This window comes from Corynebacterium sp. HMSC06C06 (assembly GCF_001807295.1).
Taxonomy (GTDB): Bacteria; Actinomycetota; Actinomycetes; order Mycobacteriales; family Mycobacteriaceae; genus Corynebacterium; species Corynebacterium striatum.
The window spans coordinates 73,193-95,511 of record NZ_KV788518.1; the positions used below are offsets into that span (position 1 = coordinate 73,193).

A 22,319-nucleotide genomic window follows, 5' to 3' on the forward strand; every position below is an offset into this window, starting at 1 on the left:
AGCTGTTTCCACATGTTTTGCAAAACGGAAAGATAGCTACAACAGATTTACACATTTTACACATGTGGCGCTCGACACGTTCTGGAAATTAATGTGATTTTGCAAACGCAGCACCGTGAGGCGAGAAACCTCACGTTGAAGTCAAGGCACCTCACGTTGAAATGTCCCAAAGGAGCACCTGTGATCAACCACGAAGTCCGCACTCACAAGTCCGCCGAGAATTTCCCTATCGAAGAGCACCTGGCCTACAAGATCGCCAAGGTCGCCGCCGACCCAGTTGAGGTACCGGAGGAGACCAAGGAGATGATCATCAACCGCATCATCGACAACGCCTCCGTCGCAGTGGCTTCCGTGGCCCGCCGCCCAGTGACCTCCGCACGCGTCATCGCAGAGGGCCACCCACACGCGGCCGACGCCGCACGCACCGGCAAGGGCGCCAAGATTTTCGGCATCGAGGGCGACTACTCCGCTGAGTGGGCTGCGCTGGCCAACGGCACCGCGGTACGCGAGCTCGACTACCACGACACCTTCCTCGCAGCCGAGTACTCCCACCCAGGCGACAATATCCCGCCGATGATTGCCGTGGCACAGCACAAGGGCCTCGATGGCAAGACCCTCCTGCGCGGCATCGCGACCGGCTACGAAATCCAGGTCAACCTCGTTAAGGCCATCTGCCTCCACGAGTGGAAGATTGACCACGTGGCCCACCTCGGCCCATCCGTTGCAGCAGGTATCGGCACCATGCTCGACCTGCCGGTCGAGACCATCTACCAGGCAATCGGCCAGGCTCTGCACACCACCACCGCTACCCGTCAGTCCCGCAAGGGCCTGATTTCCTCCTGGAAGGCCTACGCGCCGGCATTCGCGGGCAAGATGGGCATCGAGGCCGTCGACCGCGCCATGCGCGGTGAGGGTGCACCGGCTCCTATCTGGGAAGGCGAGGACGGCTTCATTGCATGGATGCTCCACTCCCCAGAGCGCACCTACACCGTGCCGCTTCCTGCCGACGGAGAGGAAAAGCGCGCCATCCTGGACACCTACACCAAGGAGCACTCCGCGGAGTACCAGGCACAGGCACCAATCGACTTGGCACGCCGCATGAAGCAGACCATCGCCGATGCAGGCAAGTCCACCAAGGACATCGAGTCCATCGTGCTGCACACCTCGCACCACACCCACTACGTCATCGGCACCGGCGCTAATGACCCACAGAAGATGGACCCAACTGCCTCCCGCGAGACCCTGGACCACTCCATCATGTACATCTTCGCGGTGGCCCTCGAGGACGGCACCTGGCACCACGTCGACTCCTACGCTCCGGAGCGCGCACAGCGCCCAGAGACCGTGGAGCTGTGGCACAAGATCTCCACCGTGGAGGACCCAGAGTGGACCCGCCGCTACCACTCCCTCGACCTCAGTGAGAAGGCATTCGGTGGCAAGGCAGTCATCACCTTCACCGACGGCACCGTCATCGAGGATGAGGCAGCTGTTGCCGACGCCCACCCGCTCGGCGCCCGCCCATTCGGCCGCGCTGAGTACATCAACAAGTTCAAGACCCTGGCCACCGGCATCGTCTCCGAGGAGGAGCAGGAGCGCTTCCTCGCAGCGGTACAGAACCTGGAAAACTTGACCGACCTGAGCGAGCTCAACGTCGTTGTCACTCCGGAAGCACTCGCTTCCGCACCTCAGACCCCGGAAGGACTGTTCTAAATGGCTGGACTATTCGGTTCCATCAAGACCAACGCACAAAAGCGCGAGGAGTTCCGTGCTGCCCTCGAAGGCCCCGGAATCACCAAGCTGCCGGGCGCATTCAACCCGCTGACCGCGCGCCTGATTCAAGACCTTGGCGGCTTCAACGGTGTCTACGTGTCCGGCGCCGTGCTGGCCAACGACTTAGGTCTGCCGGACATCGGCCTGACCACGCTCACCGAGGTGGCCCAGCGCGCCGGGCACATCGCCCGCGCCACGGATTTGCCGGTGCTTGTCGACGCCGACACTGGTTTCGGTGAGCCCATGTCTGCCGCCCGCACCGTGGCCGCCCTCGAGGATGCCGGCCTGGCTGGCTGCCACCTTGAGGACCAGGTCAACCCGAAGCGTTGTGGTCACCTCGACGGCAAGGAGGTCGTGCCCACCGACCTGATGGTGCGCCGCATCTCCGCTGCGGTCAACGAGCGCCGCGATGAGAACTTCATCATCTGTGCCCGTACCGACGCTGCTGGCATCCACGGCATCGATGACGCCATCGAGCGTGCCAAGGCCTACGCCGATGCAGGTGCGGACCTCATTTTCACAGAGGCTCTCTACTCGCCGGCTGACTTCGAGAAGTTCCGCGCTGCTGTGGACACCCCGCTGCTGGCGAACATGACTGAGTTCGGCAAGACCGAGCTGCTGTCTGCCCAGCAGCTAGAGGACCTGGGCTACAACGCGGTCATCTGGCCGGTGTCCACCCTCCGCGTGGCTATGGGCGCGACCGAGGATTTCCTACGGGACTTGCAGGAGACCGGTATCCAGACCGACTGGCTCGAGCGCATGCAGCACCGCTCTCGCCTCTACGAGTTGGTTCGCTACAACGAGTACAACGCCTTCGACCAGGCCGTTTTCACCTACTCCAAGGACGCTTACAAGGCCACCTTCGAGTAAACACCTGGTCCGGGCGAGCAAGGCTCGCCCGCTCCGCGGCGTCGTCAAGCGCCGCCCAAGCAAAGAACAATCTTTCCAAGTAAAAGGAGAACATCATGTCCGAGAACACCCCAGAAATCCGCAAGGGCCTTTACGGCGTCGTCGTTGATGAAACCGCAGTCTCCAAGGTGGTCCCAGAGACCAACTCCCTGACCTACCGCGGATACCCAGTCCAGGAGCTGGCCCGCTACTGCTCCTTCGAGGAAGTGGCCTACCTGCTGTGGAACGGCGAGCTGCCGAACCAGGGTGAACTGGTCCGTTTCTCTGCTCGTGAGAAGGCGCTGCGTCACATCGACCGCCACCTCATCGACCTGATTACCTCGATGCCTAAGTCCTGCCACCCGATGGACGTGCTGCGTACCGCCATCTCCTTCATCGGTTCGCAGGACCCGGAAGAGTACACCAAGGACTCCGAGCACATCCGCCGTACCGCTCTCGAGCTGATGGCCAAGATTCCGACCATCATTGCGCTCGACATCCGACGCCGCCGTGGCGAGGGCTACATCGAGCCAGACCGCAAGAAGGGCTTTGCCGAGAACTTCCTGTGGATGGTCTTCGGCGACGAGGAAGGCTCGCCGGCTAACTCCCGCTCCGATATCGAGGCATTCGACAAGTCCCTCATCCTCTACGCTGAGCACTCCTTCAATGCGTCGACCTTCGCGGCTCGCGTGGTCACCTCGACCATGTCGGACACCTACTCCGCAGTGACCGCCGCAATCGGTGCTCTGAAGGGCCCGCTGCACGGTGGCGCAAACGAGGCCGTCATGCACAACTTCTTAGAGGTTGGCGACCCAGCCAAGGCAGAGGAGTGGACCCTCAATAAGCTCAAGAACAAGGAACTGGTGATGGGCTTTGGTCACCGCGTCTACAAGAACGGTGACTCCCGCGTGCCTACCATGGAGGCAGCATTCCGCGAGCTGGCTAAGGACCACGGCCAGGAGCAGTGGGTTGCAATGTACGAGAACATGTCCAAGACCATGTACGAGAACACCTCCATCAAGATTCAGCCGAATCTGGACTTCCCGGCTGGCCCGGCGTACCACATCCTTGGATTCGACATCGAATTCTTCACCCCGATCTTTGTGATGGCGCGTATCACCGGTTGGACCGCCCACATCGTGGAGCAAAACGAGAACAACTCGCTTATCCGCCCGCTGTCTGCCTACAACGGCGAGGAACAGCGTTCGGTGCCACCAAAGCAGATTTAGTTAGCGGCTGCGCTTGACGACGGGCGCTGCACGTAGCGAAAGCATGTCATGCCAACGCCACTTGCAGCGCCCAGTGCTATTGCGCCCGCGGCAACAAGAAGAGCCTTCCAATCGATGGCGAATGTGAGGCCATCTCCCATTGCATAGACCATTCCGGCAAGCGGGAGGATTCCAGCAATACAGCCAGTAATGATCGCAGTACATGCCAGTGTGGCCGTCGTGAGTACAACGATTCTTAGGTGCCAGGAAGAATCGAGGCCCAGTACTTTGAAGGTGGTCTCGATTGCTTCGGTAGCCCGAGCGAGGTGCCGCGAGAAAACAAAGGTTACGGCTAACGCGCTGAGCAGCGCGGCTGCCAAACTGATATAGAATGCCCGCGGTGTCGAAGAGGTTTGAACCAGCGGCAGTAGTACGAGCTCGTGGGGGATACGGGCTTGTGCAGCGCTATCGAGAAAGCGCTTTTCTTGGTCTTCCTGGAGACCCGTAAAGACCCATTGTGTCCTGCCTGCCGGTGCATCTAGTTTCTGCGCCGTGGATGCGAGAATAATTCCTCCAGCCAGCTTCTCCCAGTGAGGTCCGAAGTCGGTACTCACCGCTGGAAGGGTTGTGGGACTGGGATTTCTGCTCGTGCTGATTGAAGCATGGCCTTGGTTGATGAATCTGTTATCGCGGACCAATGCTCCGGTCGCAAGGACATCTTTTTCCGAGGCAGTAAGCTCTCGATCTAAGAGCCGTTCTACGTCATGAACGGATTCGACGCCCAGTACACCAAAAGTTCCCGACATCTCCATGGGCATGTCCAGCGTGGCTTGGACATAAGAAATACGAACTGGGGCGGGCACACCCAACGCAGTGGCGACGTGCTGAACGGATTCAGCACTTGTGGAAAGCCCGTTATCTGTCTTTTCTAAAACGTGTGCCTGGTTTGGGGCAATCGTTGACGTCAAACTGTCATTCTCACTGGCTGTAAAACTGGCTGACATTGAACTGCTGAACACCGCGGTTCCCATGCACAGGACCAACAGCGTTAGACCCGTACCAATGAGTTGACGATGCTTCTCGGCAAATCTCAGGGCCACGCCTGCTGGAGTGTAGGGCCGGCTGGTTCGCGGACAGCGTGCGAGAAGAAGAGAAAAGACGATGCACATCGCCACGGTTGGCGCTGGCGCCCATGTTTCAAATACGTCGGGCCCCAGCAGTGCTGCAGCGAACGTGAAGAGGACAGTGACAAGGACAATAACGACTGCACCCCAGCGTAAGAATGATGCCGATGGGGTCGGTGTCGGGAAGTCCTTCCAGAACGGATGAGGTTGAGCCGACGGTGTAGTGGCAATAGCACCAATCAGGAGCGCCGTTAGCGAGCTAGCGAGAAGAAGCACTAACCATTTCCATGGAATCAGGACTCCAGGATCAGGCAAACCTGCAAGTCCAGAAATGAAAGGGCGCGCACATTGTGCCAGGCCTGCACCCAATACGAGTCCTGCGACGGAGTACATCAAGGCTGAACGAAGCAGGATGAATGCGTTGGACTTCCACAATAGGAAGGGTGAGATTCCTAGCTCGAAAAACCGCTGGCTCAACGGGCGAAGTACCTGGTAGGTAATCCGCCACAGGAAGAAGATCAAAGCGCATGGGATGACAACGGCGAACAGGCCGAAGAAGAAGGAATAGCTATCGGCGAACCCTGAAGGTGGTGTTGCGAGCAAGCTTTCTCGGGTGAGAAGCGATGCCGAGAAGGCGTCGTCAAGCGCTGCACGATCGACGAGGTCTGCATCCCCGATCTGACTCCTAATGAACTCGGTGAGGGCTGCAGGAGTCTTTCCTTCGGAACCGAAAACAATTGGCCGGACCGAAGCGGAGGTCATGGAATAAGCGTCAGCGTCGATGGTGTTCCACGTTCCCGACGCGCCGTACACAGCTTCTTCATGCTTGTGGAAGGAATTCGATGCAACGCCAACGATACGGAGAGGTAGCGTGCCGTTGAATGCAGTTGTGTTCTCTCCAAGACTAAGGTTCACGTCCTCGGTGACTACTACCTCGCCAGGAGCGCTAGGCCAATGGCCCTGAACCAATGCCAACCCAAAATCGGGAGCTTGCTCTTCCCAGTGAGACTCCTTGTAGACAAGGGAAGTTGAAGGATCGCTATCGATATAGAGATCGTAAGTCTCGAGCTGGGCAGTAAATCCCCGCTCTGGGGAATCAAGTTGTGGCAGCGTCTGCTCAACCACGCCCGCCCGCGTGTACACAGGCACGTCCACGCGCACGGCGTTGTTTCCCAATTCTGACTGCGCCTTCTGCTGCGGGGACAACGTCATGAAGAGATCGGCCGAGACAGCAAATGTGAATAATCCTAAGCACACTGCGATTGCCGCTGCGCCGAAGCGGTACCGTTTCGAAGAATGCACGACTTTCGTAATCAGTTCATTGAGCATGCGGGGCTGCTTTCCCGATCTGGCCGTCGATCAGCGTGTAGGCCGTGCTGCAATAGTCGAGCATGATGGGATCGTGGCTGGTTGCTATCACGGTTGTGCCAGTTGATGCGAGCTTTTTGAAGAGTCGAAAAATGCCATGGGAGTTCTCGGAATCGAGCGCAGCAGACGGCTCATCAGCCAAGAGAATTCGCCGGTTGCCAGACAGTGCTCGGGCGATTCCGACTCTTTGACACTGGCCGCGCGACATCTCTGTGGGAAACCGTTGAGCAAGTTCTGCTAGTCCTACCTGGGCTAATGCCTCGGAAGCCTTGTCGTGTGCCGCCGTTTCATCGGCACCCGCTGCGGCAAGCACAAGCATGACATTTTCGAGCGCGGTGAGTTCATTCATTAATAAGTCGTCTTGATGGACGAAGCCGATTGTGTTGCGGCGCAAGGCGAGTAGTTCCTTGGGAGCAGCGGTGGATACACAGGTATCGAAAACCGAGATTGAGCCTTCATCGATAGGTAGAAGACCTGCAACCGCGCGCAGGAGAGTGGTTTTGCCGGAGCCGCTCTTTCCCGAAATTCCGAGAAACTCGCCTTCATCAACCTCTAGACTTGCGCCCTTGAGAACATGCGTGCGCTGGGCGCCTTCGCCCAAATACTTGTGGACCCTAGATATGGTGACTGTATTCATGAGCTCTTTACAACAGAGAGACACACGCCAAGGTTATTGACCGAGGCGTGTGTGGAAAAGGGATGGCTAGCAGCCTCGGTCAGTTCGCCACGACGACAGACGGTCGTTATTCCAGAAACCGACGTAGTTGTTGCGAGATTGCAGGGTCATGGTGTGGCATTTGCCCTGCCCGTTGGCATCGTGATACCAAGCGGCGTTTGACCAAGTGTTGTTGATCCACGACGAAGTCTTATCGTTTGCGTTGCGGGAGACGTTCATCAAGCCAATACCTGAGCCCCGAGAGCCAAGGAAACCACCGTAGTTTGCATGATCGAAGATGCACACGAGGTTACCGCCACACTCCCAGTCGGCGGCCTGAGCAGTCGGAACGGCGAGGAGAGAGCTAGCGGCGAGAGTACAGCCTATAGCCAATTTTTTTATCTTCATTGCGAGTCCTTTGGGGTGAAAGATGAAGTTAGTTCTTGTGAACCTGATTGAAGGATAGAAACCGGAACGGGACATGTCAAGAGATTTATATATTTTCAATAAGAAAGTACTTTTTCGGCTTCAGTTCCAAAGTGATATGGGGTGGGGCGTTTAGAGATATGCATGGTGAGTTTAGTGAGAAACTGAACAATTTCTGTTGAGCTATATGTCGAATTTCGCCCGCGTTGTCGCCTCGGACACTATCCTTGTCTTCGTATTGTTCCTATCTGAAAGGACCACTCCTAGTGTCTGATACCGCCCACAAGCCCTTCTCCAAGATCTTGGTGGCCAACCGCGGTGAGATTGCCGTGCGTGCCTTCCGCGCCGCCTTTGAGGTCGGTTCCAAGACCGTTGCAATTTATCCCAAAGAAGACCGCAACTCCTTCCACCGCGCCTTCGCGGACGAAGCAGTGCGTATCGGTACCGAGGGCCAGCCGGTCAAGGCTTACCTCGACATCGACGAGGTCATCCGCGCTGCGAAGAAGTCTGGTGCGGATGCCATTTACCCTGGCTACGGCTTCCTGTCGGAGCGCGCCGATCTAGCTCGTGCGTGCCAGGACAATGGCATCAAGTTCATCGGCCCGACCCCGGAGACCCTGGACCTGACCGGTGACAAGGCCGCCGCTGTGACCGCCGCTCAGGAAGCTGGCCTGCCGACCCTGCAGGACTCCGAGCCTTCCACTGACCCCGATGTACTGGCTGGTTACGCCAAGGACTTCACCTTCCCGGTATTTGTCAAGGCCGTCGCCGGTGGCGGCGGACGCGGCATGCGTTTCATCGAGAACGAGGCCGAGCTCAAGACCAAGTGTGCTGAGGCTTCCCGTGAGGCAGAGGCGGCTTTTGGCGACGGCCACGTCTACCTCGAGACCGCTGTCATCAAGCCCCAGCACATCGAGGTGCAGATTCTGGCTGACTCCCAGGGCAACGTCATGCACCTGTACGAGCGCGACTGCTCCGTGCAGCGTCGCCACCAGAAGGTCGTCGAGATCGCCCCGGCGCCGACCCTGGACCCGGAGCTGCGTGACCGCATCTGCGCGGACGCCGTGAAATTCTGCGAGCACATCAACTACGAGGGCGCCGGTACCGTCGAGTTCCTCGTTGATGAGAAGGGCAACCACGTCTTCATCGAGATGAACCCGCGCGTGCAGGTCGAGCACACGGTGACCGAGGAGGTCACGGGCGTGGACATTGTGAAGTCCCAGATGCAGATTGCCGCTGGCCTCTCCCTGGAGGAGTTGGGCCTGAAGCAGGAGGATATCCACATCACCGGCGCGGCGCTGCAGTGCCGTATCACCACTGAGGACCCCTCTAACGGCTTCCGCCCGGATACCGGCACGCTGACCCAGTACCGCTCGCCGGGCGGCGCGGGCGTGCGTCTCGACGGCGCAACGGCCGTCGGCGCGGAGATCTCGCCGAACTTTGACTCCCTGCTGGTGAAGATGACCTGCCGTGGCGCCACTTTCGAGCAGGCCGTAGCCCGTGCCCAGCGCGCACTCAACGAGTTCACCGTCTCCGGCGTGGCCACCAACATCGGCTTCCTGCGCGCCCTGCTGCGCGAGCCGGACTTCGTGGCCACCCGTGTGGACACCGGCTTCATTCCGGAGCACCCAGACTTGCTCAAGGCTCCGCCGGCAGTGGATGAGTCTGGCCGCATCATCGACTACATCGCTGATGTCACCGTGAATAAGCCAAACGGTGAACGCCCGACCAAGCTGCGTCCTTTCGACAAGATTCCTACCTTCGACAAGTCCCAGCCACTGCCGCGCGGTTCCCGCGATGAGCTGCTGGAGCTCGGTCCGAAGAAGTGGGCTGAGAAGATTCGTGCCCAGTCCGCGCTGGCTGTCACCGACACCACTTTCCGCGATGCGCACCAGTCCCTGCTGGCCACCCGTGTGCGCGGTACCGACTTGGTCACCGCTGCTGAGGCTGTCGCGCGCATGACCCCGGAGCTCTTCTCCGTCGAGGCGTGGGGCGGCGCAACGTACGACGTCGCCATGCGCTTCCTCAAGGAGGACCCGTGGGTCCGCCTGGATCTGCTGCGTGAGGCAATGCCGAACCAGAACATCCAGATGCTGCTGCGTGGCCGCAACACCGTCGGCTACTCCCCGTATGCAAACGACGTATGCAACGCGTTCGTTCAGGAAGCTGCCAAGTCCGGAGTTGATGTCTTCCGCATCTTCGATGCACTGAACGACGTCACCCAGATGCGCCCGGCTATCGACGCCGTCCTGGAGACCAACACCACCGTGGCCGAGGTTGCCATGGCCTACTCGGGCGACATGTGCTCGCCGGGGGAGAAGCTCTACACGCTGGACTACTACCTGAAGCTGGCTGAGGAAATCGTGAACACCGGTGCACACGTGCTGGCCATTAAGGATATGGCTGGCCTGCTGCGTCCGGAGTCCGCTTCCAAGCTGGTCATGGCGCTGCGCAAGGAATTCGACCTGCCGGTCCACGTCCACACTCACGACACCGCGGGCGGCCAGCTGGCTACCTACTACGCTGCGGCGCTCTCTGGCGCGGACGTCGTCGACGGTGCTTCCGCACCGCTGGCTGGCACCACTTCGCAGCCTTCGCTGTCCGCCATCATCGCGGCGTTCTCCAACTCCTCGCGCGACACCGGCATCGATCTGCAGGCCGTCTCCGATCTCGAGCCTTACTGGGAGGCTGTCCGCCAGCTCTACCGTCCGTTTGAGAAGGGCATTCCTGGCCCGACCGGCCGTGTCTACCGCCACGAGATTCCAGGCGGCCAGCTGTCCAACCTGCGTGCGCAGGCTACCGCGCTTGGCTTGGAGGACCGTTTCGAGGTCATAGAGGACACCTATGCCGCTGTCAATGAGATGCTTGGCCGTCCGACCAAGGTGACCCCGTCCTCCAAGGTTGTTGGTGACTTGGCTCTGCACCTCGTGGGTGCGGGCGTCGATCCAGCAGACTTCGAGGCCAACCCCACCAAGTACGACATCCCGGATTCCGTCATCGCGTTCCTCCGCGGCGAGCTCGGTACCCCTCCGGGTGGCTGGCCACCGCTGCGCGACAAGGTCCTTGAGGGCCGCGCGCCTGGCGACGTCTCCGTCAAGCCAGTACCGGAAGAGGAGAAAACTCACCTGGTCTCCGACAACTCTGACGAGCGCCGTGCGTCCCTGAACCGACTGCTCTTCCCGAAGCAGTTCGAGGAGTTCAATGAGTTCCGCCGCACCTTTGGTAACACTGAGGCGCTCACGGACACCGTCTTCCTCTACGGCTTGGAAGAGGGCAACGAGTACATCGTCCACTACTTCCCGGAGGGCTCCAACGATCGTGCGGATCTCAAGACGATCACGCTGCGTCTCGACGCCCTTGGCGAGCCGGATGAGAAGGGCATGCGCAACGTTGTGCTCAACGTCAATGGCCAGATTCGCCCGATGAAGGTCCGCGACAACAACGTGGAGTCCTCTGTGGCCACCGTGGAGAAGGCCGACCCGTCCAACGACGGCCACGTGGCCGCGCCTTTCGCGGGCGTGGTCAACGCCACCGTGAAGGCTGGCGACGAGGTCAAGGCCGGCGACCAAGTCGCCGTCATCGAGGCCATGAAGATGGAAGCCTCCATCTCCGCAACCAAGGACGGCAAGGTCGAGCGCGTAGCCATCGGCCAGGCCACCAAGGTCGAAGGTGGCGACCTCATCGTGGTCATTAACTAATCGGCTATAAGCTGTCAACAGAAGAGCGCCCCTCCCGCTGACCTTTGAAGCGTCGGCGGGAAGGGCGCTCTATTCTGCGCGGTTGCAACCTAGTGGGCGAAGTACTTGACCATGGTGGGCGCCTCCGAATTACCGGGGACGGTGATGTCTTCGAAGCCTTCGGATTCGTAGAGCTTGCGGGCGCCAGGGTTCTTGGGGTCGACCCACAGTGCAATCGCGGGGGCCTCTTGGGCCTCAGCGAGGTCGCAAATGTTGCGCAGCAGGCGGCGGCCCACGCCTAAGCCACGGTAGCGGTATTCCACCGCGATGAATAGCTCGGGGATTTCCTCCGGGTCAAAACGGGTTGCCCACTGGGATTCGTCGAAAGGCTCTGCTTCCGGGTTACCCAGGTACGCCGCACCTTTGCGCGCACCGGTGTAGTAGCGCAGCCACGCACCGCCCATCGGTACTTTGTGACTGGAAACGGCGATGCAGCCGCCGTCGACAAGCGGCGACCATTCGTCGATGTACAGGCCCACGTCTGCCGTGTGGAAGTCAGGGACGGCAGCCTCTTCGTCGCCCAAAACATCAGCGAGGAAGAGCAGACGGGACAGGTAGGTCCGGTCTGGCTCCTTGGCCAGCCGGACCCCATAAGCAGAGTCGTTGGCAGTCATTCCACCGACTCTAGTGACCTATTTGATCTCCAGCAATGGGGTGCCCTTGTTGATCTGGGCGCCCTGCTCCACAGCGAGGCCGGTCACGGTGCCGGACTTGTGGGCCTTGACTGGGTTTTCCATCTTCATGGCCTCGAGGATGAGCACGACGTCGCCTTCTGCGACCTCCTGGCCCTCCTCGACGTTGACCTTGATGACGGTGCCCTGCATTGGTGCCACGACGGCGTCGCCAGACGCAGCGGCCTTGGCGCCGCCACCGCGACGCTTCTTGGACTTCTTGCGCGGAGAACCGCCACCGAAGATGAGGTTGGACGGCAGCGCAACCTCAATGCGGCGGCCAGCGACCTCAACCACGAACTTCTGGGCTGGGTCTGCATCGTCCTCAGCCGGAGCATCTGGGTCGACGTACGCAGGCAGCTCGCCCACCCACTCTTCTTCAATCCACTTGGTGTAGACATCGAAGGACCCGTTCTCAGCGGTAAACGCAGGGTCGCTCACGATGGCCTGGTGGAAAGGAATGACGGTCGGAAGGCCCTCGACGGTGTACTCCGACAGGGCGCGGCGTGCGCGCTGCAGCGCGGTCTCGCGGTCTTGACCCCAGACGATGAGCTTGGCCAGCATGGAGTCGAACTGGCCACCGATGACGGAGCCTTCACGCACGCCGGAATCCACACGCACGCCTGGGCCTGCTGGCTCTGCATACTTGACGACGTTGCCCGGTGCCGGCATGAAGCCAGCCGCAGCGTCCTCGCCGTTGATGCGGAACTCGAATGCGTGGCCGCGCGGGGTTGGGTCCTCGGTGAAGGAAAGCTTGCCACCCTCTGCGATGTTGAACTGCTCGCGCACGAGGTCGAGGCCGGTGGTCTCCTCGGAAACCGGGTGCTCGACCTGCAGACGGGTATTGACCTCAAGGAAGGAGATGAGACCGTCGGAGCCAACGAGGTACTCGACGGTACCTGCGCCGTAGTAGCCTGCCTCGCGGCAAATGCGCTTAGCGGACTCGTGGATGGAAGCGCGCTGCTCGTCGGTGAGGAACGGCGCTGGTGCTTCCTCCACTAACTTCTGGAAGCGGCGCTGCAGGGAGCAATCGCGGGTGCCCACGACGACGACGTTGCCGTGCTGGTCAGCTAGGACCTGGGCCTCAACGTGTCGAGCCTTGTCGAGGTAGCGCTCGACGAAGCATTCGCCGCGGCCGAATGCTGCGGTGGCCTCACGGGTAGCGGAGTCGAAGAGCTCTGCGATCTCGTCGCGGTTGTAGGCAACCTTCATACCGCGTCCGCCGCCGCCGAAGGCAGCCTTGATAGCGATGGGCAGGCCATGCTCGTCGGCGAAGGCCTCAACCTCGGCGGCATCCTTGACCGGGTCTGGGGTGCCTGGCGCCATTGGGGCGTCGGCGCGCTCGGCGATGTGGCGGGCAGTGACCTTGTCGCCCAAGTCGCGGATGGACTGTGGGGAAGGGCCGATCCAGATGAGGCCTGCGTCGATGACAGCCTGGGCGAAGTCGGCGTTCTCAGACAAGAAGCCGTAGCCCGGGTGAATGGCGTTGGCGCCGGATTTTGCTGCGGCGTCGAGAATCTTGTCAAAGACAAGGTAGGACTCGGCGGAATTTTGGCCGCCGAGGGCGAAAGCCTCGTCTGCCAAAGCTACGAAAGGCGCGTCGGCGTCTGGCTCTGCATACACAGCGACGGAGGCGATGCCAGCGTCGCGCGCGGCGCGGATCACGCGGACTGCAATCTCACCGCGGTTAGCAACTAGCAGCTTGGTGATCTTCTTGGTTTCAACTGCCACGGCAGGAACCCTCCTGATAAAACTCGAATTGGACTGTCCACTATTCTTGCACACAAAAACATGAGAAAACCGTCAGGTTCCGGTTTTGTTTCCAAAAATATTCCCGCACCAGCGTCGATGCGGGAAAATGCGGCGTGTTGAGTGCTTAAGTATGATGCTTCTCGCTATTGATTAACCTTCGATAGGCATGCGGATCATGTTGCCCCATTCGGCCCAGGAGCCGTCGTAGACCTTGGCGTCCTTGAACCCAAGGAGGAAGGTCAAGACAAACCAGGTGTGCGCAGCCTGTGCGCCGACGTGGGAGTAGAGGACGGTCTCGGAAGCGGGTTCCAGCTCGCCGTAGTTTACGTTGAGCTCGGAAAGCGCGCGGAAGCAGCCGTTGGGGTAGACCGCGCGGTCCCACTCTAGGTTCACGGCGCCTGGGATGTGGCCGTGGCGCATGGTGGTGCCGTATGCGGAGTCGCCGTTGGGGGACTCGTGGGTGGCCTCGCCAAAGAACTCCTCCGGCGTGCGGGTGTCTACGAGTTTTGCGGGCGTGCCGCGAACTTGGTCCACAAAGATGCGGTAAGTCTCGTCGTTGCGCTCTACCTCTGGGTAATCAGACTCTGGGAAGTCGGGAACCATAAAAGAGGTGTCGCGCTCTTCGGTAACCCAAGCATCGCGGCCACCGTCGAGGAGACGGACGTCCGGGTGGCCGTAAAGCTCAAATACCCACAGGGCATAGGCGGCCCACCAGTTGGCTTTGTCGCCGTAGATAACCACAGTGTCATCGCGCTTGATCCCTTTGTCGCGCATGAGCTGTGCGAAGCCTTCTGCGCTGACGATGTCGCGGGTAACGGGGTCCAGTAGCTCCGTCTGGAAGTTGATGCGGGAGGCGGTGGGTACGTGGCCGATGTCGTAGAGGAGGGAGTCCTCGTCAACCTCGATTACGCGTAGGCCTTTAATGCCTAGGCGGGCCGATAGCCAGGGTGCAGATACGAGACGCTCTGGGTGTGCATACTCTTGGAACGGAGGATTGGGATCGAACTCGGCCATGGTTCGCCTACCTTTCTATGAAGGGGATTTTGGTTAGGCATGTTTAGTCAAATCAACTTTAACGCGAAAACCTCTAGATTGGTCACCCAGCGTCCCTACTGTGTTGTTGGATACATTTTTGGTCTACTGTGCATAAGTTGAAACTGCTGGTTATAACAAGTGTGCAGGTCAAGCCCTAAAACGATTTCTGAGCGGCGAAAATGACCGGGGTTAAGGCGGGGTTAGCAAGCGAGCGCAGGGGCAAAGACTGCGATATTTTTAAAACGTGGTGCGGTGCAGAACGCTGCATATTCACTCTCTAATTCTCGTTAAATATGGCGGGCCAGAGCAGTAGTGGCCCTGTGTGCCGGACCAATACCCACAAACCCCAAACGAAAGGGAATTGCTGTGCATAAGGCAATCGTCGTCTTCGAGGTCGAGGGCGGATCTGACAAGCAGCTCAACGGTCACCGCAAGGACACCATGCCTATCGTCGACTCCATCAAGGAAGCCGGCTGGCACTCCGAGGTCGTGTTCTTCCGCCCAGAGTGGTCCGAGCGCATCTTCGAGTACGTCTCTGAGAACTTTGACGCTTACATCTCCCGCGTGAACCCAGGCAACATCCCGGGTGGCGAGAAGGGCTATTTCGACCTGTTGACCAAGCTTTCTGAGGCTGGCCTGGTAGGCATGTCCACTCCTTACGAGATGATGGCATATGGCGCAAAGGATGCGCTGGTCAAGCTCAACGACACTGAACTAGTCCCGGCTGACACCGCGGCTTATTACGACGTTGAGTCTTTCCACAACACCTTCCCGACCTCCATCTCCTACGGTGAGCGCGTTCTTAAGCAGAACCGCGGCTCGACCGGTGAGGGCATCTGGCGCGTCCAGATTGAGGACAAGTCCCTTGAAGTAACTCCGGGCACCGTGCTTCCGCTGGACACCAAGCTCAAGTGCACCGAGGCTGTGGACAACCACACCGAGGTTCGCGAGCTCGGCGAGTTCATGGACTTCTGCGACCAGTACATTATCGGTGACAACGGCATGCTCGTCGATATGCGCTTCATGCCGCGCATCGTTGAGGGCGAGATCCGCATTCTTCTCGTTGGTCCGGATCCAGTATTCGTGGTCCACAAGAAGCCAGCTGAAGGCGGCGATAACTTCTCCGCTACCTTGTTCTCCGGTGCGAAGTACACCTACGACAAGCCAGAGGCTTGGCAGAGCTTGGTTGACATGTTCGCAGAGGTTCGCCCTGTCATCGCTGAGAAGCTCGGCGGCGACAACATTCCGCTTATCTGGACTGCTGACTTCATGCTTGCCGACGGCGAGAATGGCGAGGACACCTATGTTCTCGGCGAGATTAACTGCTCCTGCGTTGGCTTCACCTCTGAGCTCGACATGGGCATCCAGGAGAAGGTTGCAGCTGAGGCAATCAAGCGCGTCGAAGCAAAGCACGCTTAAGGTATAGCCATAAATCAGCTTTATCTCCAATAACTCCGTAGTCTCCAACAGGGAGGGTACGGGGTTATTTTTGTACTCATAACAAGGGGAGTGGTCCCCATTGGGCTGCCGATTGGTTTTATCTGTTGTATTTTCAAGTGTGCGTGATTTAAGACGCAGTTAAGTAATCGAAAGGAAAATCTCGCTTATGGCCAATCCAGACCAGTACGGAGAAAAGAACTCCGAGCAGAACCCGCAGCATGCCGCCGAGGACTCATTTGGTTCCTCCTCCTTCGGCAATTCTGACTTTGGTAGCTCCGACTTAGGGCAGTCTGATTTTGGTGGTTCTTCCTTCGGAGCAGCTAGCTCTTTCGATTCTTCCGAAGCTTCCGGCGTGCACCACGCAGAAGGCGAAGAGACCGTAAACTTTGGAGAAAATTCCGTGGCTAACCATGCTTCTGATTCGGACTTTGGTGCTTCGGACTTCCGCGGTTCGGACTTTGGCAGCAACGACTTCGGTAACAATGACTTCGGCCAGTCGGTCCCGCCTGTAGGCAACTTCAAACAGGGCGGCTTCAACCAGCAGTTCCAGAGCCAGCAGAACCAGCCGGGCCAGCCACAGCAGGGCTTTGGCGGATTCCCGCAGCAGGGGCAGCCGCAGCCAGGTCAGCCAGGCCAGCAGGCTTTTGGCGGCTATCCACAGCAGAACCACGGCGGCTTCAACCAGCCAGCACAGCAGGGCTTTGGCCCGTACCCTCAGGGCCTGCAGCAGGCACAGCCGCAGAAGGATAGCTTCTTCAAGTCCCTATTCGACTTCAAGTTCTCCAGCTTCATCACCGTGAAGTTCGCTTCCGTCATCTACATCATCGCGATGATAGTCGGTGTCCTGTGGTGGCTCGGTGGCTTGCTCTTCGCAGTCATGGGCGGCTCCATCGGCGGCCTCGCTGGCTCGTTGTCCGGCAGCTCCTTCGGTGGCGGCATGGCAGTGATGATGATCTTCGGACACCTCATTTTCGGCACCCTGGGCTTGGTCCTTTACCTTATCCAGGTTCGCCTCGTTCTGGAGTTCTTCGTGGCAAACATCCAGACCACTGAGAACACCAAGAAGCTCGTTGAAAACGCTGAGGCGGACAAGTAAGGCTCTTTTGAGTAACGAACACCAGAGTTCGTTGGTTTCCACCTTCCCCGGTTCTTCCTGAATAGGAACGAACCGGGGTTTGCTGTTTGGGCGTGCTTGGCAGCCAAGTTTGTATATCCTGCTTGGGATAACGGTGGTTACCGAATTGGAAAACGAGGCTCCATTGACTGACTTTGAATCGATAGCCGGCGTCGGCAAGCGCGGGCTCGAGCGCCTGAATGCGGCGTTGCAGGAGCAGGGGATGGACCTTCACGGAGCACCAGCCCCGGAGAACCGCAGCGCGACCTTCACTCGCGGACACACAGGCAAAAACTCCGAGGATATGGCAGGGGCCAAGATTTCTCTTTATGGGCTACCGCACGATGAGGATCTGCTGGAACGACTCGTTAAGCACACCGTGAGCAAGTCCTGTCTGTACATTAACAAGCCAGAAGACGTAGACCTTAAGGTGCTCGAGGAGCTCATTTGGCGCGGCTGGGAATCCGCGCCCGCCGGCTGCTAGAAAGTTACTTTAGTCGAGGAGACGGGCGACGGAGTCTGGGTCGGCGTCGGAAAGCATCTGGCGGAGACGGTCGTACTCGTCCTCCTCACCAATGGCCTGCGCCGCGTGCGCGAGGGCAGCAATGGCGCGCAGGACGCCCTGGTTCGGCTCGTGCTCGAAAGGAACCGGACCCCAGCCCTTCCAGCCGTTGCCGCGCAGGCGGTCAAGGCTGCGGTGGTAGCCCGTGCGGGCATAAGCATAAGCGGTGATGTAGGCGGTAGGCATGGCCTCATCCTCGCGCAAGCGCGTGAGCTCCTGCTCGGCGAGCAAAGCCCACAGCAGCGGGGAGTTGGGGTATTCTACAATGCCAGCCTGCAGGTCAGCGGTGGAATCAGCGCCGGGATCAGCAGGCAGCTTGATGGGGGCGGGGGCGAGCATGTCTTTCATTTCCATGCCCGCTAGACTACCGCGCCCGCCGGACATTGGCAGCGGCCACGTCTTTAAGGCTTGGCCCAGAAGTCTGAGACGCAGAGGTCAAAGGAGTACAAGGCACGGCGGACCACCGGCAGCGATAGCCCTATGACCGAGGAAGGATCGCCCTCGATGCGGTCAATGAACCAACCGCCGATTGCCTCCAAGGTGAAGGCACCGGCGCATTCCAAAGGTTCACCAGTCGCGGCATAGGCGGCGATGTCGCGCTCGTTTGCCGCGGCGAAAAAGACGCTGGTGCGCGAGGTTTCAACGTGGCGCTTGTCGCCCTGGATGATGCAGTGTCCGGTGAGCAGCTCTGCACGGCGGCCAGCCTGGGCGCGCCAGCGTTCAATCGTGGCGTCGACAGTGTGTGGCTTGCCTTGGAGTACGCCGTCGAGAAGCAGCATGGAATCGCCCCCGATGACGACGTCCTGCGGGTACTCGGGCGCGATCTTTTCCGCTTTTGCGGTGGCCAATGCTGCGACGATATCGGCAGGAGCTGCGCCGCTTAGCGACGTCTCGATAGCCTCCTCATCCACGTGCGCGGGCGCCAAAACGGGCTCAACCCCGGCCCCACGCAGAATGGAAGCGCGGGACGGGGATTGAGAAGCGAGGACGATTCGCATCCTTCAAGCAGCCTTTAGTAGTAACGCACGTTGCGGAAGGCGGACGGGTTGAAGACGTCCTGTGCGCCGTATGCGTCGAAACGCTCGTCGAGGCGGCCCCACAGGTTGCGCTCGCCGGCGTCAGAACCGGCCTGCTTTGCGCGGGCATCAGCACTGAGCTGCGCTAGGACTGCGGTAAGTGCGGCAACCTCATCGTCGGAGGGGTTGCCCTTGAGTACACGAAATGTTGGTGCGGTCATGGATTCTCCTTTTAGAGGGTGATGTTACCGTGCTTCTTCGGGGCCTGGGCGACGATCTTGCGTTCCAGAAGTCGCAGGCCTTCGACGAGGTAGCCGCGGGTTGCGGAGGGTTCGATGACATTATCAACCAAACCGCGCTCGGCAGCGGCATAGGGGTGCAGGAACTGCTCGGCGAGCTCTGTTTCCTGCTCCGGGGTAGCTTCCTCGCCATAGATGGCCAGCGCAGCCTGGGAGGCCTGGGTGACGGCGATTTCAGCGGTAGGCCATGCGTAGGCCAAGTCTGCGCCTAAGTCCTTGGAACCCATGAAGACATAAGCCGGGCCGATTGCCTTGCGGGTGATAACGGTCAGCTTGCCCACGGTTGCCTCTGCGTAAGCGAAGGAAAGCTTCGAAGCGCGGCGTAGCAGGCCGGACTTCTCTTCTTCCGGAGTAGGGACGAAGCCAGGGGAGTCGACGAACTCGATGACCGGGGTATTGAAGGCATCGCAGGCGCGGATGAAGCGGGCAGCCTTTTCGGAACCTGCTGAATCCAGTGCACCTGCTAGGGCCAGCGGCTGGTTAGCCACGATGCCGACTGGGCGACCTTCGATGTATGCAAAGCCGGTGATGATGTTTTCGGCGGCGTCGGCCGCGAGCTCGAAGAAGGTGTATTCGTCGACGACGGTGTTAATGACGTCGTGCATGTCGTAGGCCTCGGCAGCGGTATCCGGGATGATGGTGTCGAGCTTGCGGTCGCGGTCGCTGACGTTGTCCGCAATGGAGCCAGAGCTAATCTCAGCGGCAACGCGTGGGGCTTCGGCACGGTTGTTGGCCGGCAGGAATGCGAGCACGTCGCGGGCAAGGGCGACGGCCTCGGCGTCGGACTGCGCGACGAGGTGAGCGGTGCCAGCTGCAGCGTGCACGGCGGCGCCGCCGAAGGTCTCTGCTCCCGCGCCAGCGATGTGCGGCGCTGCCTGGTGGAGGGTAACGCCCTGGGTAATGATGAGGACGTCGGAAAGCGTCGGTGCAAAAGCAGCGATGCCCTCGGTGTTACCTACAACGACACCGATCTGCGGAATGAGACCGGAGGCCTGGGTTACGCGTGCCATGATGCGGGCGTAGCCAGCCAGAGTGACGATGCCTTCCTGGACGCGCGGACCGGTGGAGTCATACAGGCCGATGATTGGGACACCGGTCTTGAGTGCGAGGTCGTAGACCTTGGTGAGCTTTTCTGCGTACGCTTCGCCGAGGGTGCCGTCGAATACAGTGGGGTCCTGGCTGAAGATGCAAACTTTGCGGCCGTCGACGGTGCCATAGCCGGTGACGACGCCGTCGGTGTACGGACGATCGTGCTCACGGCCGAAGTCGGTCGAGCGGTGGCGGGCGAGGGCATCGGTCTCGACGAAAGAACCCTCGTCGAGCAGCTTCTCGATGCGCTCGCGAGCGCTCAAGTTTCCTGCGGCATGGATTGCCTCGAGGGTCTCGGCGCCCATGGGGGTGCGCGACTCGCTGAGGCGGTTGTTGAGATCCTCGATCTTGCCAGCCGTGGTTTTCAGATCAGTCATAGGGACTAATTCTACAACCCGTCTTCTTAGAGCGGGATGTTGCCGTGCTTGCGTGCAGGGCGTGCCACATTCTTGTCGGCGTAGAGGCGCAAGTTCTTGGTGATGGCGCTGCGGGTCTCGGAGGGGAGAATCACGGCGTCGATAAGCCCGCGCTCAGCAGCCTTATATGGGTTGAGCATGTGGTCCTCGTACTCGCGCTCGAAGGACTTTGCCAATTCCTGCACGTCCAGGCCCTTCTCGTGGGCCTGCTTGAGCTCCTTGCGGTAGATAAAGCCCACGGCGCCGGCTGCGCCCATGACGGCAATCTGGGCGGTTGGCCACGCGAGGTTGACGTCTGCACCCAAGCCCTTGGAGCCCATGACGCAGTAGGCGCCGCCGTAGGCCTTGCGCATGGTCACCGTAATCTTCGGGACAGTGGCCTCACCGTAGGCGTAGAGCAGCTTGGCGCCGCGACGCAGAATGCCGTTGTGCTCCTGGGAAGCGCCCGGCAGGAAGCCTGGGACGTCGACAAGCATGACGATCGGAATGTTGAACGCGTCGCAAGTGCGCACGAAGCGTGCGGCCTTCTCAGAAGAGTCGATGTCGAGGCAGCCTGCGTAGACCTGTGGCTGGTTAGCCACGAAGCCAACCGTTTGGCCTTCGATGCGTCCGAATGCGATGACCACGTTCTCGGCGCGCTCAGCCTGGATCTCGAGGTACTCGCTGTCATCGGTGAGCGCTGCGATGACATCCTTTACATCATAAGGCTGGGTAGGGGAGTCAGGGATGATCTCGTCGAGCATGAGGTCGTCAGCGGTTTCCTCGCCGAGCTCTTCGAAAGGCTCAAAAGGAGCGCGCTGACGGTTGTTTGACGGGAGGTATCCCACGAGGTCGTGGACCCAGTCGAGGGCCTCTTCGTCGGAGGATGCGGTGTAGTGCGAGTTGCCGGCCGCGAGCATGTGGACGGACGCGCCACCGAGCTCTTCTTGGGTGATTTCCTCGCCGGTGACGGTCTTGATGACGTCGGGTCCGGTAACGAACATCTTGGACTTCTTGTCCACCATGACCACGAAGTCGGTGAGCGCCGGAGAATAGGCGTTGCCGCCTGCGCAGGCGCCCATGATGACGGAGATCTGTGGGACCACGCCGGAGGCCTTGATGTTTTGGTAGAAGGTCTTGGCGATCCAGTCCAGGGACACGGCACCGTCTTGGATGCGGGCGCCTGCGCCCTCGTAGAGGCCGATGAGCGGGCGCCCGGTGGTGATGGCCAGCTCCATGATCTTGATCATCTTCTCGCCGTAGACCTCACCGAGGGCACCACCGAAGACAGTGCCGTCTTGGGAGAAGATGCAAACCTCGCGGCCGTCGATGGTTCCCCAGCCGGTGACGATTCCGTCGGTCACGGGCTTCTTGGCGGCCATACCGAAGTCGGTGGTGCGGTGTACTGCGAGCATGTCAGTTTCGACGAAGGAGCCTTCGTCGAGGAGGTAGTCCAGGCGGTCGCGTGCGGTGAGGCGGCCTTGATCGCGGACTTTCTGGTGGGCTTTTTCGCCCATGGGCGCAGCAGCTTGCTCGCGCCGGCGCTTTAGCTCAGCAATCTTGCCGGCCGTGGTGGTCGCGTTCATAGAATCAAGATCCGACAAATGTGAGGAAATGGTCATGTTTGGGGAGTTTAGGCAATTTTGCTTGAGTTTTACACCCTGACGGGCCGGTGATTTCCCTCACAAAACTAGTTTGTGCAGTTAGGCGGCTTGCAGAATATGAGGAAACTCTCGCATTTAGAATTTTAACCCTTTGCTGGGCGGGGTA

The 22,319-nt window shown here is 59.8% G+C and carries 18 protein-coding genes; 7 read left to right on the top strand and 11 right to left on the bottom strand.

Going from position 1 to position 22,319, the window contains the following annotated elements; all coding sequences use genetic code 11:
• The first annotated feature begins 180 nt into the window (after positions 1 to 180).
• The 3 genes from prpD to HMPREF3153_RS10755 all read left to right on the top strand — a co-directional run bounded on the left by prpD (position 181) and on the right by HMPREF3153_RS10755 (position 3,887).
• Positions 181 to 1,710 carry a 2-methylcitrate dehydratase PrpD gene (prpD, locus tag HMPREF3153_RS10745; protein ID WP_070420845.1) on the top strand — a complete coding sequence of 510 codons (1,530 nt, stop codon included), beginning with the start codon at positions 181 to 183 and terminating at the stop codon, positions 1,708 to 1,710.
• Entirely contained in the window at positions 1,711 to 2,640 is a 930-nt protein-coding gene (gene prpB, locus HMPREF3153_RS10750) for a methylisocitrate lyase (protein WP_005528003.1), read from the top strand.
• Between the two features lie 95 nt (positions 2,641 to 2,735).
• Complete coding sequence (locus tag HMPREF3153_RS10755; RefSeq protein ID WP_070420846.1) at positions 2,736 to 3,887, top strand: bifunctional 2-methylcitrate synthase/citrate synthase; 1,152 nt, start codon at positions 2,736 to 2,738, stop codon at positions 3,885 to 3,887.
• On the opposite strand, the gene HMPREF3153_RS10760 is transcribed toward HMPREF3153_RS10755, so the two are convergent.
• The 3 genes from HMPREF3153_RS10760 to HMPREF3153_RS12555 form a co-directional block, all read right to left on the bottom strand.
• Positions 3,884 to 6,319 (bottom strand): hypothetical protein, encoded by a 2,436-nt coding sequence (locus HMPREF3153_RS10760; RefSeq protein ID WP_070420847.1) that lies wholly within the window; start codon positions 6,317 to 6,319, stop codon positions 3,884 to 3,886. The genes HMPREF3153_RS10755 and HMPREF3153_RS10760 overlap by 4 nt on opposite strands.
• A complete protein-coding gene (locus tag HMPREF3153_RS10765; RefSeq protein WP_070420848.1) occupies positions 6,309 to 6,995 on the bottom strand; it encodes an ABC transporter ATP-binding protein in 687 nt (228 codons plus the stop codon). The genes HMPREF3153_RS10760 and HMPREF3153_RS10765 overlap by 11 nt, the downstream gene beginning before the upstream one ends.
• 66 nt (positions 6,996 to 7,061) lie before the next feature.
• A complete protein-coding gene (locus tag HMPREF3153_RS12555; protein WP_168161730.1) occupies positions 7,062 to 7,421 on the bottom strand; it encodes a peptidase inhibitor family I36 protein in 360 nt (119 codons plus the stop codon).
• A gap of 284 nt (positions 7,422 to 7,705) precedes the next feature.
• On the opposite strand from HMPREF3153_RS12555, the gene HMPREF3153_RS10775 reads away from it, so the two are divergent.
• Positions 7,706 to 11,137, top strand: a complete 3,432-nt coding sequence (locus tag HMPREF3153_RS10775; RefSeq protein ID WP_070420849.1) for a pyruvate carboxylase — start codon at positions 7,706 to 7,708, stop codon at positions 11,135 to 11,137.
• 89 nt (positions 11,138 to 11,226) lie between these two features.
• Here the strand turns inward: HMPREF3153_RS10775 and HMPREF3153_RS10780 are convergent, their stop codons facing one another.
• The 3 genes from HMPREF3153_RS10780 to HMPREF3153_RS10790 all read right to left on the bottom strand — a co-directional run bounded on the left by HMPREF3153_RS10780 (position 11,227) and on the right by HMPREF3153_RS10790 (position 14,613).
• On the bottom strand, positions 11,227 to 11,790 hold the full coding sequence (locus HMPREF3153_RS10780; RefSeq protein ID WP_070420850.1) for a GNAT family N-acetyltransferase: 564 nt from the start codon (positions 11,788 to 11,790) through the stop codon (positions 11,227 to 11,229).
• An 18-nt stretch (positions 11,791 to 11,808) separates the two neighbouring features.
• Positions 11,809 to 13,578 (bottom strand): acetyl/propionyl/methylcrotonyl-CoA carboxylase subunit alpha, encoded by a 1,770-nt coding sequence (locus HMPREF3153_RS10785; protein ID WP_070420851.1) that lies wholly within the window; start codon positions 13,576 to 13,578, stop codon positions 11,809 to 11,811.
• 171 nt (positions 13,579 to 13,749) lie between these two features.
• A complete protein-coding gene (locus HMPREF3153_RS10790; RefSeq protein WP_070420852.1) occupies positions 13,750 to 14,613 on the bottom strand; it encodes a sulfurtransferase in 864 nt (287 codons plus the stop codon).
• Between the two features lie 387 nt (positions 14,614 to 15,000).
• Here HMPREF3153_RS10790 and HMPREF3153_RS10795 point away from each other — a divergent pair, with 387 nt between their 5' ends.
• From HMPREF3153_RS10795 to HMPREF3153_RS10805, 3 genes are all read left to right on the top strand, one after another.
• Complete coding sequence (locus HMPREF3153_RS10795) at positions 15,001 to 16,053, top strand: Cj0069 family protein (protein WP_049147333.1); 1,053 nt, start codon at positions 15,001 to 15,003, stop codon at positions 16,051 to 16,053.
• Between the two features lie 187 nt (positions 16,054 to 16,240).
• Positions 16,241 to 17,170, top strand: coding sequence for a DUF4282 domain-containing protein (locus HMPREF3153_RS10800; RefSeq protein ID WP_070420853.1), 930 nt, complete (start codon positions 16,241 to 16,243; stop codon positions 17,168 to 17,170).
• 163 nt (positions 17,171 to 17,333) lie between these two features.
• Positions 17,334 to 17,672, top strand: coding sequence for a DUF1801 domain-containing protein (locus HMPREF3153_RS10805; RefSeq protein WP_141740951.1), 339 nt, complete (start codon positions 17,334 to 17,336; stop codon positions 17,670 to 17,672).
• 9 nt (positions 17,673 to 17,681) lie between these two features.
• Here HMPREF3153_RS10805 and HMPREF3153_RS10810 read toward each other — a convergent pair whose 3' ends face one another.
• The 5 genes from HMPREF3153_RS10810 to HMPREF3153_RS10830 are packed head-to-tail and all read right to left on the bottom strand — an operon-like array spanning position 17,682 to position 22,171.
• Complete coding sequence (locus HMPREF3153_RS10810; RefSeq protein ID WP_005528018.1) at positions 17,682 to 18,104, bottom strand: DUF3151 domain-containing protein; 423 nt, start codon at positions 18,102 to 18,104, stop codon at positions 17,682 to 17,684.
• A 47-nt stretch (positions 18,105 to 18,151) separates the two neighbouring features.
• Entirely contained in the window at positions 18,152 to 18,748 is a 597-nt protein-coding gene (locus HMPREF3153_RS10815) for a Maf family protein (protein ID WP_070420855.1), read from the bottom strand.
• 14 nt (positions 18,749 to 18,762) lie between these two features.
• Positions 18,763 to 18,987 carry an acyl-CoA carboxylase subunit epsilon gene (locus tag HMPREF3153_RS10820; RefSeq protein ID WP_005528020.1) on the bottom strand — a complete coding sequence of 75 codons (225 nt, stop codon included), beginning with the start codon at positions 18,985 to 18,987 and terminating at the stop codon, positions 18,763 to 18,765.
• Positions 18,988 to 18,998: 11 nt separating this feature from the next.
• Positions 18,999 to 20,531, bottom strand: coding sequence for an acyl-CoA carboxylase subunit beta (locus tag HMPREF3153_RS10825; RefSeq protein WP_070420856.1), 1,533 nt, complete (start codon positions 20,529 to 20,531; stop codon positions 18,999 to 19,001).
• 26 nt (positions 20,532 to 20,557) lie between these two features.
• Positions 20,558 to 22,171, bottom strand: coding sequence for an acyl-CoA carboxylase subunit beta (locus HMPREF3153_RS10830; RefSeq protein WP_046646529.1), 1,614 nt, complete (start codon positions 22,169 to 22,171; stop codon positions 20,558 to 20,560).
• Positions 22,172 to 22,319 lie beyond the last annotated feature (148 nt).

Bases quoted from the DNA above. Each gene is read 5' to 3' on its own strand.
- HMPREF3153_RS10825 (WP_070420856.1), bottom strand. From the start codon at position 20,531: ATGACTGATCTGAAAACCACGGCTGGCAAGATCGAGGATCTCAACAAC.
- HMPREF3153_RS10820 (WP_005528020.1), bottom strand. From the start codon at position 18,987: ATGACCGCACCAACATTTCGTGTACTCAAGGGCAACCCCTCCGACGAT.
- HMPREF3153_RS10760 (WP_070420847.1), bottom strand. From the start codon at position 6,319: ATGCTCAATGAACTGATTACGAAAGTCGTGCATTCTTCGAAACGGTAC.
- HMPREF3153_RS10790 (WP_070420852.1), bottom strand. From the start codon at position 14,613: ATGGCCGAGTTCGATCCCAATCCTCCGTTCCAAGAGTATGCACACCCA.
- HMPREF3153_RS10765 (WP_070420848.1), bottom strand. From the start codon at position 6,995: ATGAATACAGTCACCATATCTAGGGTCCACAAGTATTTGGGCGAAGGC.
- HMPREF3153_RS10755 (WP_070420846.1), top strand. From the start codon at position 2,736: ATGTCCGAGAACACCCCAGAAATCCGCAAGGGCCTTTACGGCGTCGTC.
- HMPREF3153_RS10810 (WP_005528018.1), bottom strand. From the start codon at position 18,104: ATGGAAATGAAAGACATGCTCGCCCCCGCCCCCATCAAGCTGCCTGCT.
- HMPREF3153_RS10800 (WP_070420853.1), top strand. From the start codon at position 16,241: ATGGCCAATCCAGACCAGTACGGAGAAAAGAACTCCGAGCAGAACCCG.
- HMPREF3153_RS12555 (WP_168161730.1), bottom strand. From the start codon at position 7,421: ATGAAGATAAAAAAATTGGCTATAGGCTGTACTCTCGCCGCTAGCTCT.
- prpB (WP_005528003.1), top strand. From the start codon at position 1,711: ATGGCTGGACTATTCGGTTCCATCAAGACCAACGCACAAAAGCGCGAG.
- HMPREF3153_RS10830 (WP_046646529.1), bottom strand. From the start codon at position 22,171: ATGACCATTTCCTCACATTTGTCGGATCTTGATTCTATGAACGCGACC.
- HMPREF3153_RS10780 (WP_070420850.1), bottom strand. From the start codon at position 11,790: ATGACTGCCAACGACTCTGCTTATGGGGTCCGGCTGGCCAAGGAGCCA.
- HMPREF3153_RS10815 (WP_070420855.1), bottom strand. From the start codon at position 18,748: ATGCGAATCGTCCTCGCTTCTCAATCCCCGTCCCGCGCTTCCATTCTG.